The sequence below is a fragment of the Kitasatospora sp. NPDC032757 genome (assembly GCF_055579305.1).
Map to the genome: position 1 here is coordinate 91,380 of NZ_JBVINN010000026.1, position 17,961 is coordinate 109,340.

The window sequence follows — 17,961 nt, forward strand, 5'->3', positions numbered from 1 at the left end:
CATGATTCTTGGAGCGCGCGTCTCCCGTGCCGGAAAGGGGCGAACGTGAGCCGACCCGCACCCCTGCAAGGCCGCCGCACTCGCTCGCCGGGCAGGCCACTACCGCTGTAGCCCAGCCGCTGGTGCCCGGCTCGCCCCGAGGAGGGACGATGGCATCGATTCTGGTGGCCGACGACGACCCCGACATCCGTGACCTGGTGGCCTACAAGCTCACCCAGGCAGGCCACGAGGTCACCGCCGTCAACGACGGCCTGGCCGCCCTCGAAGCTCTCCGTGAGCACACCGTGGATCTCGTCCTCCTCGACATCAGGATGCCCGGGTTGTCAGGACTGGACGTCTGCCGGGAATTGCGGGCCACGCCCGCGATGGAGAAACTGCCGGTGATCCTGCTCACCGCCCGTTCGCAGGAGTTCGACGTCGAGACCGGCTTCGCGGCCGGCGCCGACGACTACATCATCAAGCCGTTCAGCCCCCGTGAACTGAGCAGCCGGGTGCAAGCGGTCCTGGCCAGGGCGAGCAGATGACCGGCCGGAGCATCGTCGACGAAAGCCTGTGGGTGACGGCCGGGGCGGTCGTGGTGCTGCTGGCGCTCCTCGCCTCCGTGCGTTTCGTCCGACGGGAGCGGCAGCGCCGCAGGGAGCGCGCCGCCGAGCCGCGCCGGGTCCTCCTGCTCGAACTCCTCTGCGCGGAGCAGGGCGAGGAGGCGGAAAGCCTCCGAGCACTGTCCGCTCTCGACGACCGGACCTGGGCCGCCCTCGAACCCACGGCGCGAGCGATCCTGGCGAAGGTGAGCGGACAGGCCAGGGCCTCGCTGGTGGGCCTGTTCGAACAGCGGGGAGTCGCCACGCGGGCGATCGCGGACCTGGGACGGCGCGGGTCGGTCCGGAAGGGCCGGGCGGCTGAGGTGCTGGGGCTGCTGCGGCACCGGGCGGCCACCCCGCAGCTCCGCGTTCTGCTCTCGGACGCCGACCCCGAGGTCCGGACGGTCGCTGCCCGGGCTCTGGGCCACATCGGGGACCCCGCGGACATCCCCGGCCTGCTGAACTGCCTCCACGGCCCGCACCCGGTACCGCCCGCGGTCGTGCTGCAGGCACTCACCGCGTTCGGGTCCGCCGGGCACGACCAGGTCGCCACCGGTCTGGACGATGCCGAGCCGCTGGTGCGGGCGGTGGCCGTCGAGGCTCTCGGCGCCACCGGCGGAGTGGCGTGGACCACCAGGATCGCGGCCGCGCTGGGGGCGGACCCCCGCCTCGAAGTGCGGATCCGGGCCGCGCGTGCCTTGGGCGCCCTCGGCACGCCGGCCGGCCTGGAACCGCTGCTGGACGCGGTCCGGCGGGGCCGGCCCGACCCGCTGCGCGCGGTGGCGGCCAGGGCGCTGGGCCGCCTGGGGGCATCAGGCGCGGCCCCACGCCTGGGGGAACTGCTCGACGACCCCGTCCACCGTGTGGCCGCGACCTCGGCCCGGGCGCTGCTGCAACTCAGGCCGGCCGGACGCGACGAGCTGCGCCGCGCTGCCGCCGGGGCCTGCGGGGAGCGGGCGGCCGCCCACGCGCTGGCCGCGCTCGCGGAGGCGGCGATCGGTGAGGGCGGGACGCCCTCCGCTCCCTGGTACGCGGCGGTGGGAACATGACGCTGCCCCTCGCGACAGCCGCCCTCGGCACGGCCACGTGGGCGGCGGACGGCGCGAACGACCTGCCGGTACAGGTCATCACCGTCAGCAACATCCTGGTCCTGGGGTACTTCCTGGCGATCAACACCGGCTATCTGCTGCTGGTCGTCATCGCGGCCGGCGACTTCGTCCGGCATCTGCGCCGCGCGCCCTTCGCCGGCTACGACGACGCCTCGGCCAGCCCCTTCACACTTCCGGTGTCGCTCATCGTGCCCGCGTACAACGAGGAGATCGGGATCGTGGACGCGGTGCAGGCGCTGCTCCTGCTTCGCCATCCCTCGTTCGAAGTGGTCGTGATCGACGACGGCTCCACCGATGCCACCCTGGACCGGCTCCGCGAGGCCTTCGACCTCGTCGAGGTGCCCCACGTCGTCTCCACCGAGGTGGCCGTGCGCGGCCCCGTGGAGTCGGTCCACCTGCCCAGGGGCGGACCGGTGCCGCTGATCGTTGCCCGCAAGCGCAACGGCGGCAAGGCCGACGCTCTCAACGTCGGCGTCAACCTGGCCCGCTATCCGCTCCTGTGCATGGTCGACGCCGACTCGATCCTCGACTCGCAGGCGCTGCTCGCGATCTCCAAGCCCTTCTCCGACGACCCGCTGCGGGTAGTGGCCGCCGGGGGCGTGATCGGTGTCGCCAACGGCTGTACGGTCGTGGCCGGCCGTGTCGTGCGGGTCCGCATGCCCCACCGGCTGCTGGCGAAGATCCAGACGGTGGAGTACCTGCGGGCCTTCCTGCTCGGCCGGACCGGCTGGTCGCGGATCGGCGGCCTGCTGGTCATCGCCGGCGCTTTCGGGATGTTCCGGCGCGACGCCGTGGTCGCGGTCGGCGGGCTCGATCCGGACTGCCTCGGCGAGGACGCCGAGCTGGTCGTCCGGCTCCACCGGCACCTGCGCAGAACGGGCCGCGACTACCGCATCGTCTTCGTGGGCGAGCCGATCTCGTGGAGCGAGGCCCCGGAGACCCTGCGGGTGCTCGGCCGCCAGCGGCGGCGCTGGCACCGCGGTCTGACCGAGATCCTGCTCAAGCACCGGTCCATGGTCGGAAATCCCCGCTACGGCCGGATCGGGCTGGTGGCCCTGCCCTTCTACCTGTTGTTCGAACTGCTCTCGCCGATCGTCGAACTCGCCGGCCTGGTCCTGGTGCCGCTGGGCCTGCTGGTCGGGGCGATCGACCTGTCGTTCATGTGGCGCTTCCTGATGGCCGCCTACGGCTATGCGATGGTGGTCAGCCTGCTGTCGCTCCTGGCCGAGGAGTACGCCTTCCACCGCTACAGCTGCTGGCGGGACACCGGTTCGGCCGTTCTGGGAGCGGTTGCCGAGAACCTCGGCTACCGCCAGTTCACGGCATGGTGGCGGGTCCGGGGGATCTGGGACGCCGTCCACGGCGCTCCCAAGGCCTGGGGCGTCATGACGCGCCGCGGCTTCACCGGACAGCCGACCGAAGGCGGCCCTCGGTGAGCGGCCGCCGGCCTGCCCGATCCGACCGGGACGACCGGTCGGTCGTCCGGCAGCTCTACCGGTCATTCGGTCTGCTGATCGGACTCGTCGTGCTCGCCGGCGCCGTGGCCCTGACCGGCGCGCTGCTCCAGGGCTCGGCACTCGACGACCTGGCGCACAAGGTGGTGCCGACCCAGGAGGCCAACCTGCGCCTGCACGCTGAGGTCGCCGACGGCTCGCGGCGGATGAACGCCTACCTGCTGACCGGCGACCCCGCGCAGCTGGCCGCGTTCCGAAGCTCGCGCGACGCCTTCCAGGCCCCACTCGCCGAGGCCATCGCGCACGCGCCGGCCGATGCCAGGCCCTACCTGTCGGCCCAGGAACGGCAGATCCAGGACTACCTGCGGATCGCCGACCGGGCGCGGACGGCCGGGCCCGGGAGCCCGGAGGCAGCTGCGCTGGTCGCCGCCGCGCAGGCCCCCTACGACGCCTTCGAGGCCACCAACGAGGACCTGGACGGACGCCTGACCCACGATGCCGACGGGCTGTACGACCGCGCCGTCCTGGTCGTGCGCAGCACGGCCGCCGTCACCGGCGCCCTCCTGGTACTGGCGACGGCGCTGGCCGTGATCGTGACCCTGCGCACCGTACGGGCGATCACCCAGCCGCTCGCCGACATCAGGACGGTGCTCGGCCGGCTGACGCAGGGCGACCGCGCCGCCCGGGCACCGGATCGCGGCCCGGCCGAGATCCGGGCCGTCGCCCGCTCCGTCAACATGCTCGCCGACGAGAACGACCGGTTGTGGCGTCTCGACGCCGAGCGCGACCGGCTGGGGGCGGCCGCGCGGCAGGCAGGAATCGGTATCCGGTCCGGCCTCGATCTCGACCAGATCCTCGACGACGCCGTGCGGGGCCTGGGCGAGGCACTGCGGGCGGACCAGGTCCTGGTCCTGCTCGCGAACGACGACGACGGACCCGAAATGCCGGTCGTCCGGGCCTGGAACGCGGAGCGCGGCGGCATGCCGTCGGAGGAGCTGCACCGGCTCCCGCCGGCCCCGGCGGAGAACATCCGGGTGCACTACAAGCAGGGCACGAGCTGGTCCGTCGACGACATCCGGCCGTTCCTCGCCTCCGGAGCCCCCGTGCCGGGAGCCCCCGGCTCCTTCGGGATCATCGGGCTGCCGCCCGAAGTCCGCGCCGCGATGACGGCGATGGGCGTGGTCGCCGTCCTGGCGACCCCCTTCGGGTCGGGCACGGAGGCGATGGGCGCGGTGGTCCTCGCCCGCTCCCGGCCGGGCGACGTCTGGCTGCCGATGGAGATCGAGGCCGTCGAGTCCATCGCGGCAGGGCTCAGCCGTGCGGTGCGGCAGTCCAGGGCCTACCGTCACGAAACCGAACTGGTGGAGCGGCTCACAGCCCTGGACAAGGCCAAGAATGACTTCCTCTCCACCGTCTCGCACGAGCTCCGCACCCCGCTGACCAGCATCGTCGGCTACGTCGAACTGCTGGCCACCGACTCCGGCCCGCTGACCGACGACCAACGTCACATGGTGGAGGTGGTGGACCGAAACGCGATCCGGCTGCGCAACCTCATCGAGGACCTGCTCACCATCTCGCGGATCGAGTCAGGCTCCTTCACCTCCGAGCGGCTGCCGGTCGACCTGCGCCAGCTCGCGAACTCGTCGGTCGAGGCAATCCGCCCGGTGGCGCTGGCCGCCTCGGTGACTCTGAACCAGGTGTCCGACACGGACGACCTGTTCGTCCTCGGCGACCCCCGCCAGCTGGACCGCGTCCTGATGAACCTGCTCTCCAACGCCGTCAAGTTCACCCCGTCCGGGGGCCTGGTCACGGTCAGCACCTCCCGCTGCGGCAGCGAGGCAATGCTGACCGTGGAGGACAACGGGATCGGCATCCCCGAGAAGGACCAGAAGGATCTGTTCAACCGGTTCTTCCGTGCCTCGAACGCCACCGAGCGGGCCATCCCCGGCACCGGCCTCGGTCTGGCGATCGTGCGGACCATCGTGACCAACCACGAGGGCCGACTGGAGATCCACTCGACCGAGGGTGAAGGCACCACCATCACCGCGCACCTCCCGCTGCTCCCGGACCCGCCCGACTGACCGGACACGCCCGACCGAGCCGGCGCGGAGCAGAGCGCCGCCCGCACGCCCCGGGACGCCTCGGTCATCCGGACCGGAATCTCGGATCCGGATCTCTGTCGGTCTCGAGGCCGCGGCGGTCACGTCGGCCGCGAATTTGTCCGGTGAACAAGCAGAATCATCGGTTTCCGTTCGGCGGCGACCGGACGGCGGTGATCGGGCACGGGCGGCACGCGACTGCGGGAATTCCCGCCCTCCTCCCCCACGCACCGGAGATCATCGGCTACCTGCGCAGCTACCTCGGATTGGAGAACTGACCGACACGCCCCCGCCCGCCCGCCGCGCGAGCGGCGGGCGGGCGCCCTTCCGCCGCGCTCACCGGAGTGCCTGCGTCAGGACGACGGAGTGCGGCTTCAGATGCCGCCTACCGCGAGGCCGGCTTCGTGGGCGATGAGGCGGTTGGCGAGGTCGCGGGCGGGGCCGGTGAGGCCCTTGAGGATTTCCCGGGCATGCGGGTTCCGGGAGTGGTGGGCAAGATCCTGAACGGCGTTCCAGACCTCGGCGATACCTGCCAGGCTGCGCCGGGTGTCGCGGACGGCCTCGTGCCGCTGGGTGAAGAACTGTTCGACCTGCCGGTGGGCGTGGCGCCAGTTCGTGCTGTTGTCGGCGGGACCGGGATCGACCCCCTCGACATGCTTTCGCACCTCCTCCTCGCGCCGGACGTCGAGTGCCGCGGTCGCCTCGGCGAGGGTGAGATCGCCGGCGATCACCTGTTCGACGAGGTCGGGAGCGGCCCGGCGCAGCTGTGCGTGCTGGGCCAGGACGGCCTTGGCATCGGCCTTGCGCCTGCGGGCGGCCTTGTGGGCGGCGTTCAGGGAGAGGGTAGCGGTGCGGACTTGTTCGGCGAGGTCGGGGGCGTGTTCGAGCACGGTGGTGGCGATGGAGAGGCGGGTGAGGTTGATACCGCAGCGGATGGTGTCGGTGGGAAGAGCGTGCTGCGAGAGCGACCGCCCCATGGCAGTGATCATGGCGCGCTGGCCCGGGGTGGTGTTCGGGCGGTGGCGGTTGGCGGAGACGATCAGGCTGAACGGGGCGTCACCCCGGTACGTGGTGAAGCGGGGCTCGACATCGGCCAGTTCACAGGCGGCGACCCGGCCGCGACCGTCCAGGAGCATGCCGTCCGCGTCAAGGACGATGGGCTCCGCCTGGCCGTTGGTCTCGATGTCCTGGGCAAGGTCAAGAAGCTCGTCGGGCCCGAGCGGCGGGTACAGGGCGGTAACGGGGTGGATCTTCACGGTGGACCATCCTTGATCAGACTGCGTGCTGGCTCAGAAGACGCCGCACAGGCGTGTCCGGTTCGGCCCTGCGCCCGTCGGCTCAGATCGGCAGCCCACGACACGGGTGCTGCCGGCCGCCGTCTCGCGCACGCAGCCGAATCCCGAGCCAGGCCATGCCTGACCAGCGGGAACCAAGCAATCACGTTCGGTTGGGATGCGGCGTCTCACGCATGTCCTGTTTCTGGCCGGAGACCTGCTTCGCGTTCGTGTGTCTGTCCCCGATCCAAAGGAAGGACCTAGCGGGCGGACCGCTTCCGATGGGCCGCGATCAGGTCGCGGTACCAGGAATACGAAGCCCTCGGCGTACGGCGCTGGGTCTCGAAATCGACGTGGACCAGGCCGAACCTCTGGCTGAACCCCTCAGCGCGTCGAACAGGCTGTCACCTTACTGGCCTGCCAGGCTGTCCCGCCGGTGGCAGCACCGTCGGCGCCACGGACCGGCCGCCACGCTCGATGCGGCCCCGCCCGGGGCCGCCTGCGGCGCCGTGGTTGGAGTCAGCGTTCAGGAAGGTGCGGTGTCGTGTTCCGCAGGGATGACAACGACCGGGAGGCGGGCGTGGTGGACGATCTCGGTACTGGTTGAGCCGAGGGCGAGGCGCCCCCAGGCACCCGATCCGCGGGAGCCGACCACGAGCAGGCAGGCGTCCTTGCTCGCTTCGAGGAGGACCTGAGCCGGACGGCCGGGTTCGCAGACGATCTCCACCTCCACGGACGGTCCGCCGAGTTGTTGCTGCAGTTCTTCGACGGAGTCGGCCACGGCCTGCGTGACGAGATCGCGCTGCTGCGGGACAGGGCCGCTGCCGGGGTCGGAGGCGGCAATCCATTCGAAGCCGGAGTGCCGGGTGGGGGTGTACTCGTACGCACAGACGGCCCGTAGGCCGGTACCGCGCAGTTGGGCCTCGCGGAGCGCGAAGGTCACAGCCTGCCGGGCTGGGGCCGAACCGTCCGTACCGACCACGATCGGGCCGACCGGGTGGGGAAGGTGAGGATCGGTCATCGGTGACCTCCAAGCATTCGGCGGGCGTGGAGACGTCCGGCCGGCGCGGCGCGTGCGGCGGTGGGGCCTGCGCTGCCGGGTGCGGGCGTACTTCCCAGCCTGCCCCTGCCCGTCCATGGGCACCAGCGCAGGGATGAGCTCGCGTGTTGGCAGGATCGGACGAAGCGGCCAACAGCCACTCGGCGGCGGAGGCCTCGGGGACGGTTACGTGAGCCTTGCCAGCTTGGTCGGGCGTTCGCAGCAGCTCCGACCAGGACAACGGCCGTCGGCAACATCGCTACTCCGAGCTGGCCAGCACCCCCTCGACCTGCAGGACGTCTACTGGAGCGTGGAGGGCCGGATCAGCGTGGACGGTCGCACCGGGCCGATCGCAGACGCTGGAGGGGCTGCCCGCAGGCCGGGCAGGTATCGCCGCCCGTCCGGAGAACTTCCGGTAGGCCCGCAACGCAGGAACGTGGCGCGCCGGCGGGAGTCTGCTCCCGTCGGCGCACCACCGTCGTTCCCGCCCGTGCACGCGCTCAGCCGATGGCCTCGCCCCGGACGAAGCCGGCGAAGCGGTCGGCGAATTCGGCGCTGACGTAGAGGTTGCCGCTGTTCTGCACGAAGAGGTCGACGTGCTGCTTCAGCCAGTTCTGGAAGATCGGGCCGTTCTTGTGGTCCTCAAAGGCCTGACGGTCCGTCCAGGCACCCAGGAAGATCACCTCGTTCGGGGTGGGCGGCGGGAGCGAGCCCTCGACCACGGCGGTGTGCAGGCAGTACATGAGGGTGTCGGGTTCGCCGTCCTCCACCTGCTGCACCAGGTCCTTGAGGGCGGCCACCGCCTCCCGCTCCTTGCCGGGGGCGTGCCACCACTTCGTGACGATGGAGATCACCGCTACTGCCCTCCTTCGACGAGTTGGACGAGCTTGTCCCGGTCGCCGCCGGGCGGCACGTAGGCGAAGCGCGGGCAGAGCGTGTGCCCGGGCTTGGTCGGGTTGGGGGTGCGCATCAGGGCGACGGCGCTGTTCTTCAGCGTGTACATGGCGTGCACGGCCAGCTGCAGGGTGGGCCGACGCCGTTTCTCATGGCCGTCGAGCGGGTCGGCGACTTCCGTCGGCTCGCCCGCGAAAGCGCGGTAGAGGGCGTCGACGAGGCGGGAGTACGCCAGGTCGAAGGCGTCCATGGCGCGGCCCTCGGGGCTGCCGGCCCAGTCGCCGTTGCGCGGGGTGTAGAGCGCCGGCTGGACTGCGCTGTAGTCGATCAGCAGCAGGGCGCCCTTCGGGGTCTCCTCGGCCGCCTGGTCCGGGCGGAAGCGGCGGCCCTCCTGGAGTTCGCGGAAGCGGGCGAAGTGGGAGTACATCTGCCAGCCGGAGCCGAGCCGGTCCGTGTCGGTGACGGTGAAGGCCGGCTGGCGCAGGCACTCCTCGGGCAGGCCCTCACCCTGGTCGATGATCTTCAATACAGCCGCCCGCGCCGAGGCCCGATCGGCGACCTCGATGATGTGGCCAGCGCCGCCGTAGTAGTCGCTGTCGGGGATCTGATGCACGGGCCGGAAGAGCGAGTCCGGGCAGATCCCGGGGTCCGCCAGCGCCGCGTCGACGGCCTGGTAGAACTCGCCGATGGTACGGAAGGAACCGGGCTCGAAGGAGATGGCGCTCAGGCTGGCGGCGCCGTGCAGGGGGTGCTCGATCTGGACGAAGCTGTCCACGGCGGCGGGAGTGAGCGGGCGCAGCTCCAGGGTGCCGATGCCGGTGATCAGCGGGCTGTCCAGCGGATAGGCCGGGATCGGGCTGAGGCCGGGGCGGCCCTGGAAGGTGACCGGCGCCGTGCTGGGCACCTCCCCGATGGCGTTCAGGACGTTGGCCGCGAGCGTCATGTGGAGCATCTCCTCCATGACCACGCCGCGGATGGCAGTCGCCGCGTCGGTGTTGTGGCCCTCCTCGATCGAGTACAGGCCGGCGAGGTACACCGGGATGGTGCTGAGCTCCAGCCCGATGGCCAGCTGCAGTGCGGCCCTGAGGTCCGCAAGGGTGGAAATGCCGGTCGGCTCGGTCATGCGTCCGTCCCCTTCAGTTGCTCGGCGATCCGGTCGCCGGTCCGGATGGCCAGCGCCGTCATGGTGAGCGTCGGGTTGGAGGTGCCCAGCGTCGGCATGCTGCCGCAGCCGACGATGTAGAGGTTGGCCAGGTCGTGGCTGCGCTGGTGGATGTCGACCACCGAGCTGCTCGCGTCCTCGCCCATCCGGTGGGTACCGACGACGTGGCCCGCACCCCGCACCCAGTACGTCACGCCGTCGTAGGAGACGGCCGACGGGTCGTTCGGGTCGTAGTGGGTGTAGTCGCCGGGCCGGTACTCCGGGCGGCGCTCGGGGTTGGCGATGTCGAGCCGCTCGAACAGCTGCCGGCTCGCCTCCGCCGCCCAGGGCAGCGAGGCCCGCATGTAGTCCGAGAGGTCGTAGTGGATGACCGGGCGGTAGTTGCCGAAGGCGTCCTTGTACCGGTCGTCGATGGTGACGCGGTTGGTCGGCTCCGGGTCCTGCTCCAGCTCCCAGGCGATCCGGAACTGGCAGGGCAGGATCTCGCCGAGCCGCTCGCGCAGCGCCTTGCCGTACAACCCAACCGGCCCGCGCGCCCCGCCGCCCACCAGGTCGGCGACGGTGTCGTACGGGGCGTTCTCGGGGAAGTTCCAGCCCCAGTTGCCGATCTCGACCCGGAAGGCGGTCTGCTCCGAGCGGAAGGAGCCGTCCCGGAAGGCCGGGATACCGGAGGTGGAGCCGGGGCCACGGTAGGCGCCGGCGTTCTCATGCAGCAGGCCCCAGGTGAGCAGCAGCGGATGGTCCATCAGGTTGCGGCCGACCTGATCGCTGTTGTTGGCCGCGCCGGAGGCGAGCAGCAGGGTGGCGTTCTCGATCGCGTTGGCGGCCAGCACGTACCGGTCCGCCGTGACCGTGTCCTGTACGGACGCGCTGCCGTCGTCGGCGTACCGCGTGTACGTGAGCCCGGTGACCGTCCCTGTCCCGCCCGGTTGCTGGGTGTGCTGGACGCGTGAGACGACGCACTGGCTGCGGATCTCGACCCTCGCCTTGCGGGGGCCGCCGTCCACCGGGTCGCGGTCGGGATACTTGACGATCAGTTCGTAGAGCGTCTTCAGCGCGTTGTACTTGGCCTGGACGGGGCAGATCGGGATGCAGCTGGAGTTGCCCTCGCAGCGCTGCCCGTGGTCGGCGTTCCCGACCGCGCCGACCACCTGGTAGTCCTTGTACGGCTGGGAGTTGCGGCCGACCGGGGTGTTGCTGATCTCGATCGGGAAGTCGTGCGCGTCACCGTTGCTGTCGGTCAGCTCGACCACCAGCCCGGCGGACTTCTTGGCGAGGTACTGGTCGAGGTAGCTGCTGGGGATCTCCTCCATCGGGAAGTGGTAGACCCCGTCGGGGAAGCGCCCGCGGTCGGCGCTGCGGAAGTACCGCTCGGGGTCGCCGCCGATGCCCGGGTAGTACTGGTGCTCGACGCATCCGGCGACACCGATGATGTCCCACTCGGCCCGCTCGTAGTAGGGCTTCAGCTCCTCGTAGCTGATCGGCCAGTCCACCGCGCGGCCGTACTCCGACTTCATCCGGAAGTCGTTGGGCAGCATCCGCAGGCAGGTGCCGAGCCAGTGCAGCGTGGTGCCGCCGAGCGAACGGGTGTAGTCGCTGCCGAAGGGCAGCGGGCCCATCTGGACGAAGTAGCCGTTGTCGCTGGGGACCAGCGTGGTCCCGTCCGGGCCCATCACCGGTCGGCCGATGTCCAGCACGTTCGGCTGAGGTGCCGAACTGCTCGCGGGGTAGGGCGCATTGGGGACTTTGGCCACCGTCTCCTGGTAGGCCGCCACGTACGTGTCGTACTTGTCGGCGCTCATCGCGGTGGCCCGGCCGGCCTCCAGGATGAGGATGCGCGGGTGGCGGGGCGGGGTCTGGGCGGCGGCCTTCTCGATGACGGTCTTGGCGATGGTGGCGGCGGAGATTCCGCCGCCGACGATGACGAGGTCGTACTCGTTGCTGCTCATGGCGCTTGTCTCCGGCTCAGCTGACGGGCAGGTAGGGCGGCTCGGCCCAGGAGCCGAAACCGGGCTGTTTGGCGCCCATCGGGTGGGCTCCGGCGGCGATCCAGACCAGGCCCTCGCGGTAGGCCTGGGGCGAGAGGACGTGCTCCAGGTCGTCGGCGGTCGATCCGTTGACGTCGCGGTAGCTCGCCGGCAGCGGGTACCAGCTGCCGAGGTACCAGAGCTTGATCAGGTTGACCGCGACCGGCCCGTACCGCTCGCTGTCGAGCACCCGGGTGCGCAGCGCGTCGCCGCCCGGATCCTTGCGGTCGGCGGCCAGCGCCTCGGCGGCGGCCAGGAAGAAGTGGCCGGCCTCGCGTTCGCCGATGAGCCGCAGCAGGGCCGAGTAGTACGTCTCGATCAGGCCGGTGCCGGCCAGCTCGACCCGGTCGAAGCCGGTCAGGGCCACCGAGAGCTCGGTGAAGATCTCACGCGGGGTGTCTGTCACGGGGTGCTCCCGTTCGTCGTTGGGAGGAGAGTGCGGTTGAGCGGGCTCAGGTCCAGCGGCTGGCTGAGGTCCGGCTCGAAGGTGGAGTCGACCGACTGCTGGAAGCGGAAGAAGCCGGTCGGGTCGGCGGCCGCCTTGATCGCCATCAGCCGGTCCAGGTACTCGCCGTAGTAGGCGCGCGCCCAGTCCTTCTGCAGCGGGTCGATGTAGTTGACGTACGCGCCGTGGAAGTCGGCGCTGAGCGACTCGCCGACGCCGTGGGCCCACTCGACGTTGGCGCGGATCTGGGCCGGGTCGTCCCAGATCGCCTTGAGTTCGAAGACGTAGCGCATGTCGCGGTGCGGGTAGGGCCCGTGGCTGTCGCCGTCCGGGTGGCTGACCTTGCCCTGGCCGTGCGTCCAGACCACGAAGCTGTCGGGTGAAGGGGCGCTCGCCATGGCCTCCTTGACGGCCTCGATCATGCCGGGGCGCCAGCCGCTCTCGCCGATCACGCCGGAGCGGATGTAGGCCTGGCGGTCGCCGACCAGGGTGGAGCGGCCGATGGTGGCTTCCAGGGTCGGCAGCGGCATCGAGTAGAGGTTCACGTCGAAGGGCTTCAGCCGCAGCATCGGCTGCAGCAGATCGGCGCCCTCGGCGTACTCGCCGTTGAAGACCGGTGTGATCCGGAAGGTGGGGATCTTCCGGGTCGGCTCGGCCGGGTCGGGGTCGCGCCCGACGTAGCCGTACGCGGCCATCGCCCCGGGCAGGTCCTTGGCCCAGGCGTCGTACGCGGCGATCACCTCCTCGGCGCGCTCCAGCGGGTACGACAGCCCGCCGCCCAGCACGGTCGAAGCGCCCGGCGTGTGCAGCTGCAGCGTCATCTCGACGGCGACGCCGAAGTTGCCGCCGCCCCCGCCCCGGCAGGCCCAGAACAGGTCCCGGTCGGCCGCGTCGGGGGCGTCGGCGGTGAGGGTGCGCAGGCGGCCGGCGGCGTCGACCAGCTTGATCTCGGTGACGTTGTCGCTGCCCAGCCCGTACGAGCGGGAGACGAAGCTGTACCCGCCGCCCTGGAGGAAGCCGGGCAGCCCGACCGTCAGGCACCCGCCGCCGACGGGGATCAGCGGGGCGGCGTGGTCGATGACGTACTGGTACACGTCGGCCCAGATGGCGCCCATCTGCACGCGCAGCCGCTTGCGCTCCTTGTCCAGCGTGATGGCCTTCATCAGGCTCAGATCCAGCACGACGCCGGCCCGGTTGAGGCAGTACCCGGCGGCGCTGTGACCGCCGCCGCGGACCGTCATCGGCAGGTCGAGCTCCCGGGCGAAAGCGATGGTCAGGGCCACGTCGGCGGCCGAGTTGGCGCGCACCACGTACGCCGGGGGTGTCCTGGTGCGCCCGTTGTCGATCTCGATCGCCGTGGTGTAGCCGGGGCTGCCCGGCTCGCAGACGTACCCGCTCAGCTTCCGGGCGAGCTGGTCGACGGCCCGGTGATGGCTGCTCACACTGCCTCCGCCACGGTGCCGAACCGCAGCAGGGCGCTCAGGCTCGGCACGAAGAAGTACTCGCCGCCGCGCATCGTCACCCACTGGCCGACCCGCTTGGGGAAGAACGGGTCGGTGGGCAGCGGCGGGCTCTGCGAGAAGTCCAGCTGGTTGTGCGAGCCGTACACCTTGGGCCAGGGCTGCTCCTTCGCCGCGTCGCGCGGCTGCCCGGACGGCAGTTGGCCGATCACCGCGTCCAATCCGGTGCCGGGGCGCAGGAACTCCTCGAAGTTCGACCAGAGCGCCTGGATGAACTCGAACTGGTCCGGGATGCTGCTCTGCGCGCACAGGAACAGCAGCCCGACCTTGTCGCCCGGCGCCGGGTCCAGCGTCGCCGGACCGAAGCTGATGCCCCGTCGGGCGATCCGCTGCGTCCGCTCCTGGGTGAGCGGCACCGCGAACTGGCGCTGCTTGTCCCCGCGCGGGTTGACCTTGCGGACGTGGGAGGCGAAGGGGCAACGCACCGCGTCGACATCGCTGTCGTAGGTGAAGTTGTTCGGCAGCGTGGTCAGTCCCGCGACCTGCTGGTCCACCGCCGGCGTCCCGTCCTTGAACCGGCCGACCATGTACGCCCCGGCCAGCGCGACGTCGGCATCACTCGCCTCCTGCGCCTTGGGGTCGGCCTGCTGGGCGATCTCCAGGCCCAGGGCCAACTCGTCGGCCCGGAAGCCCGGTACGTCCTGCTCCAGCTTGCGGTACACGAAGTACGAGCCGTAGCCGTCGCCACAGCCCGCCGGGTCCTTGACCAGCAGCTGGTCCAGCGGCGCGCTCGGGTCGTACTTGTCGATGCCGCCGTTGCTGACCCTCGCCTCCTCGATGTCCCGGGCGAAGAAGAGCGGCTGGCTCACCCCGTCCGCGAAGCCGAAGTGCTCGTGCACCGTGCCCGTCGGGCTCGGGTTCCCCTGGGCGTCGAAGCGCATCGCGGTGCCGGTCTCCTCGGCGACGGTGGCGCCGATCGCCGCGAGCTGCTGCTTGAACGTTGCCACGAGGGGGTCGATCCGCTGCGTCGGATCGTCGTCGGCGACGATGACGAGCGCGTGCAGCGTGGCCTGGAAGGCGGGCTCCCAGGCCGTCACCGGCGGGTCATTGAGGAGGACGGTCCGGTTCTTGGCCCCGAGGGCGAAGGACGGGTCGTCCGGGGTGAGGTCCGCACCGAGCCGCAGATCGCGGTACCCGGCGGACGAGACCATCGCCCCGACGAAGGGCGCGCTGGCGGAGAGCACCAGGGCCATCCGGTCTGCCGCCGTAAGCGCGCCGTTCTTGGCGATCGTCCTCAGCGTCTCGCGGTAGCCAGCCGCCTCCCCCCACTGCGTCAGCGCGGATGTCACGTACGCGTCCCGCACCAGCGAGGCCAGCCACTGCCTGGCCGCCGTCCGCTCGTCGGGGGTCCCGGTCGCGAAGGTGATGAACAGGTGCCGACTGTGGTCCCGGCCGTGGCTCTTGAGGATGTTGCCCTGGAGGTCGCCCAGCGCGGCCCGTACGGCCTCCTGGGTGTTGCGGGTCGGCGGGATGGTCGGCGCATCGGGATCGATGGCGGTCTGCTTCAAGTCGATTGCCATGCCCTCCACCATGGCGGTGGGCCCGCGCGACCGGGACATCGCGACACGCGGCCCAAAGGCCCGCGCGAGCGGGTGCGGAACGGGTTCGACGTGCAGCTTTGTTCGGATACGGACCGTCGGCAGAATCTGACGATGGATCACCCGTTCGGCATTCCGGTCGGGGGTGCACCTATTTTCGTCATCTTGACGATATCCATCGCCGGGGCGATTATCGTCGTACTGACGAAAAGAGGTGCATTCCATGGCCGCCATCACCGCACGCCTCGGCTTCCGCCACCTGCACGCAGTCCCCACCGCCCACATCCGCCACCTGAACCTGGGCGAGGTCGCCCACGAGGGCACCGGGCTGGCCTTCTGGCTCCGCCCGCTCACCGCCGCCCTCTCCGAGGTGCCGGTGGACGACCGCGAACTCGCGATCGCACCGCATCGAACTGTGACCAGCGGCTTGCAAGATGGAACCACCAACCACTGGGCCTCCGCCAGACCGTAGCCACTTTCGAACCGCTGGTGACGGCCTTATCAACCATCGAACACCCTGTCTTCACGCCCCACGGCCGCGCGCGGTAACGGGCCCGCGCTCGACGGCGCCCTCACCGACCCGGATCGGTCCTGACGAGCGCCACGGGCCACCACAGAGCTCAACTACTGTGCGTTATAGGGCCGATGAGTGGCGATCAGGTCGCGGTACCAGGCGTACGAGGCCTTGGGGGTGCGCATCTGGGTCTCGAAGTCGACATGGACAAGCCCGAACCTCTGGCTGAACCCCTCGGCCCGCCGGACACCCTGTCATTGTAGTTGGATCATGAGTACGCTCTTTTGGGAAGCGCCCAAGTCGGCCCTACAAGGTGGCCGTTGCTGACTCATGAGCCGCACGGTAAGGGTGGTGTCCAGAGAACGCCGAGAGGGCACTGGGGGCAAGCTGTGGATGGGATTCGGATCGAGTAGCTCCGTAGCCCGTGACCTTTAGGCTGGCGCACTTGTTTGCGATCCCTCCCATGACAGCGGGGAGGAGCACCCCCGCTGTCATGGGAGGGATCTAGCATCACTGTCTCCGGCTGCAGCCGGCATCGTGCGCACAGCAGGAGATGGCAGCCCATGGCGGACACCCCCCGACCGGATACACCCCCGTCCGAGGCGGCGTTGGATGCCGACCTGCGGAAGCTGCTGCCACCAAGCCAGTGGGACGACCTGGAAGAGCGGTTCGACCGGTTGAAGGCCCAGTCGAACCCATGGGTCAGAGGCGCCGAGCTGGAGAAGCTGCTCGCGCAGGTCCTGAGGCGCGCCCACTTCCGGGTCGAGCACGACCCCGCCACGGCCGACCGGCAGATCGACCTGATGGCCTCCTCTCGGGACGGCACCTTCCTCATCGAGTCGAAGTGGACGAACAGCCCGTCGGACGTGGACGTGGCCGACAACCTGCGTGTGCGGGTGAAGGAGGTCGGCAGGCAGGCCGTAGGCGTACTGATCACCGTTGCCGGAGTCACCGGCCCGTGCGCGGCACGCATCGTGCGCTACCGCGAGGAGGCCCTTATCGTCGTCCTCGACGAAACCGACATCAATCTCGTCCTCAACAACCCGCACGAACTCTCCCGGCTGCTCTCCTTCAAGCGGATGCAGCTGGAGATGGCCGGCCGCGTGCATGTTGGAACCGACGGCAAGTACTGGCACCGCCCCGCGGTCGACACCGACTACGTCCTCCCGGATTCCACGCGGCAGATTGTCGACTTGGACGGCGAGCCGCTCACCGTCGTCACCGCCGTCGGCAACCACTCGCCCTACGTCTTCACCCTGGACCTACCCAACGTCGATTCGCGCTTCTCGTGGGGCTACGGGGTCACGCTTGACGTCTCGCTCGGCGCCCGAAGTGAGATCGAACTCCTCGATGCCCTCCGAAGACTCAATGAGCATGGGTGGCTCAGCAGGCACGCACACTGGACAATCCAGAAGGCGGACCAAGTCTGGCACGGCGTCGGAGCTCGGACCTTCGCCGCCACCCTGCCCGAGTGGCGGGACCGCCTGTCCGCCAGTAGCGGAGACTCCTCTGAGATCATCACGCTGTTCGACAAGATCGACGGCGGCTGGTACACGATCACCACAGGCGTGGACTGCGACGAGGCACGCCGAGCAGCGGAAGCGGTGCTCTCCTTCCAACTCGAAGGAGTGCCAGTTGACCAAGGTCCGCTGCGCCACCTTGTGGAGCAGTTCGAGGTCCCGCTTCGCGGCTTCTACCGGCCGCTGGCTGCGAGGGCTGTTACGGGGGGCTCGTCCCAGGACCGGCCGGAGTTGGAGGTCGTCGGGTTCGTGACTGAGCGAAGCGGTGACCGGCTGTGGACGGTCGGCGTAGTCGCCAAGAACCCCTACTACGGCCTCGCCTACGGAAAGCAGCCCCCATCTTGGCCATGGATAGAGTCCGGCGTGCTGGTCTGTTCCCTGCGCTCCCAGCACCCGGCGGACGAGCCGAGAAGCCGCTATCACCTGTACTCGTGGGCGCTCGCCTCGGCCTACGACTCGACCGCCGTGCAGATCGTCGCCGAGTGGTAACGGAGAACTGTTCTGGGCCCCGGCTACTGTTCGTCCCATAGGAAACTGTCCGAACAGCCCGATACGGGCAGTGTGTCCGGCCATCCCGGGGTCGGGCCGAGGGATTGCTGTCCGAGCATCGAGACCGGTCTCGCATGGCCGCTCTCGAAGCCCTGCTGGACCGTATCGCCAGGTATCAGGACATCGGCTTCCCCTTGGTACGTTGTGGTCCCCGCCGGCTCGGCGGGGACCACAACGCGTTGGCAGGAATCCCTCGGGCCCTCGCCTTACAGCACCACCGGAGGGATTGCCGACTG

At 70.2% G+C, this 17,961-nt stretch carries 15 protein-coding genes and 2 pseudogenes; 7 read left to right on the forward strand and 10 right to left on the reverse strand.

Annotated features, from left to right (window positions below):
* Positions 1-149: 149 nt before the first annotated feature.
* The 5 genes from ACZ5WK_RS25860 to ACZ5WK_RS25880 all read left to right on the forward strand — a co-directional run bounded on the left by ACZ5WK_RS25860 (position 150) and on the right by ACZ5WK_RS25880 (position 5,521).
* A complete protein-coding gene (locus ACZ5WK_RS25860; protein WP_465550510.1) occupies positions 150-524 on the forward strand; it encodes a response regulator transcription factor in 375 nt (124 codons plus the stop codon).
* Positions 521-1,630 carry a HEAT repeat domain-containing protein gene (locus tag ACZ5WK_RS25865; RefSeq protein ID WP_465550512.1) on the forward strand — a complete coding sequence of 370 codons (1,110 nt, stop codon included), beginning with the start codon at positions 521-523 and terminating at the stop codon, positions 1,628-1,630. The genes ACZ5WK_RS25860 and ACZ5WK_RS25865 overlap by 4 nt, the downstream gene beginning before the upstream one ends.
* A complete protein-coding gene (locus tag ACZ5WK_RS25870; RefSeq protein ID WP_465550514.1) occupies positions 1,627-3,126 on the forward strand; it encodes a glycosyltransferase family 2 protein in 1,500 nt (499 codons plus the stop codon). The genes ACZ5WK_RS25865 and ACZ5WK_RS25870 overlap by 4 nt, the downstream gene beginning before the upstream one ends.
* A complete protein-coding gene (locus ACZ5WK_RS25875; RefSeq protein ID WP_465550516.1) occupies positions 3,123-5,225 on the forward strand; it encodes an ATP-binding protein in 2,103 nt (700 codons plus the stop codon). The genes ACZ5WK_RS25870 and ACZ5WK_RS25875 overlap by 4 nt, the downstream gene beginning before the upstream one ends.
* A gap of 143 nt (positions 5,226-5,368) precedes the next feature.
* Positions 5,369-5,521, forward strand: a complete 153-nt coding sequence (locus ACZ5WK_RS25880; RefSeq protein ID WP_465550518.1) for a hypothetical protein — start codon at positions 5,369-5,371, stop codon at positions 5,519-5,521.
* 96 nt (positions 5,522-5,617) lie between these two features.
* On the opposite strand, the gene ACZ5WK_RS25885 is transcribed toward ACZ5WK_RS25880, so the two are convergent.
* The 9 genes and pseudogenes from ACZ5WK_RS25885 to ACZ5WK_RS25925 form a co-directional block, all read right to left on the reverse strand.
* Entirely contained in the window at positions 5,618-6,499 is an 882-nt protein-coding gene (locus ACZ5WK_RS25885) for a hypothetical protein (RefSeq protein WP_465550520.1), read from the reverse strand.
* A 278-nt stretch (positions 6,500-6,777) separates the two neighbouring features.
* Positions 6,778-6,906, reverse strand: a pseudogene (locus ACZ5WK_RS25890) (family 1 glycosylhydrolase); the annotation flags it as partial.
* Positions 6,907-7,043: 137 nt separating this feature from the next.
* Positions 7,044-7,538 carry a universal stress protein gene (locus ACZ5WK_RS25895; protein ID WP_465550522.1) on the reverse strand — a complete coding sequence of 165 codons (495 nt, stop codon included), beginning with the start codon at positions 7,536-7,538 and terminating at the stop codon, positions 7,044-7,046.
* A gap of 518 nt (positions 7,539-8,056) precedes the next feature.
* Positions 8,057-8,410: a putative quinol monooxygenase gene (locus ACZ5WK_RS25900; protein WP_465550524.1), complete on the reverse strand. Its 354-nt coding sequence runs from the start codon at positions 8,408-8,410 to the stop codon at positions 8,057-8,059.
* A gap of 2 nt (positions 8,411-8,412) precedes the next feature.
* Positions 8,413-9,573 (reverse strand): ferritin-like domain-containing protein, encoded by a 1,161-nt coding sequence (locus ACZ5WK_RS25905; protein ID WP_465550526.1) that lies wholly within the window; start codon positions 9,571-9,573, stop codon positions 8,413-8,415.
* Entirely contained in the window at positions 9,570-11,561 is a 1,992-nt protein-coding gene (locus ACZ5WK_RS25910; RefSeq protein ID WP_465550528.1) for a GMC family oxidoreductase, read from the reverse strand. Before ACZ5WK_RS25910 ends, ACZ5WK_RS25905 begins: the two co-directional genes overlap by 4 nt.
* A gap of 16 nt (positions 11,562-11,577) precedes the next feature.
* Positions 11,578-12,045 (reverse strand): hypothetical protein, encoded by a 468-nt coding sequence (locus tag ACZ5WK_RS25915; RefSeq protein ID WP_465550530.1) that lies wholly within the window; start codon positions 12,043-12,045, stop codon positions 11,578-11,580.
* Positions 12,042-13,526, reverse strand: coding sequence for an FAD-binding oxidoreductase (locus tag ACZ5WK_RS25920; RefSeq protein ID WP_465550531.1), 1,485 nt, complete (start codon positions 13,524-13,526; stop codon positions 12,042-12,044). The genes ACZ5WK_RS25915 and ACZ5WK_RS25920 overlap by 4 nt, the downstream gene beginning before the upstream one ends.
* The gene (locus ACZ5WK_RS25925; protein WP_465550533.1) at positions 13,523-15,124 is read right to left on the reverse strand and encodes a Dyp-type peroxidase; all 1,602 of its coding nucleotides are present in this window, start codon (positions 15,122-15,124) and stop codon (positions 13,523-13,525) included. Before ACZ5WK_RS25925 ends, ACZ5WK_RS25920 begins: the two co-directional genes overlap by 4 nt.
* Before the next feature lie 241 nt (positions 15,125-15,365).
* On the opposite strand from ACZ5WK_RS25925, the gene ACZ5WK_RS25930 reads away from it, so the two are divergent.
* On the forward strand, positions 15,366-15,614 hold the full coding sequence (locus ACZ5WK_RS25930) for a hypothetical protein (RefSeq protein ID WP_465550535.1): 249 nt from the start codon (positions 15,366-15,368) through the stop codon (positions 15,612-15,614).
* A 152-nt stretch (positions 15,615-15,766) separates the two neighbouring features.
* On the opposite strand, the pseudogene ACZ5WK_RS25935 reads toward ACZ5WK_RS25930, so the two are convergent.
* A pseudogene (locus ACZ5WK_RS25935) lies at positions 15,767-15,895 on the reverse strand (family 1 glycosylhydrolase); the annotation flags it as partial.
* Positions 15,896-16,219: 324 nt separating this feature from the next.
* Between ACZ5WK_RS25935 and ACZ5WK_RS25940 the strand changes: the two are divergent.
* The gene (locus ACZ5WK_RS25940; protein ID WP_465550537.1) at positions 16,220-17,665 is read left to right on the forward strand and encodes a hypothetical protein; all 1,446 of its coding nucleotides are present in this window, start codon (positions 16,220-16,222) and stop codon (positions 17,663-17,665) included.
* Positions 17,666-17,961: the final 296 nt, after the last annotated feature.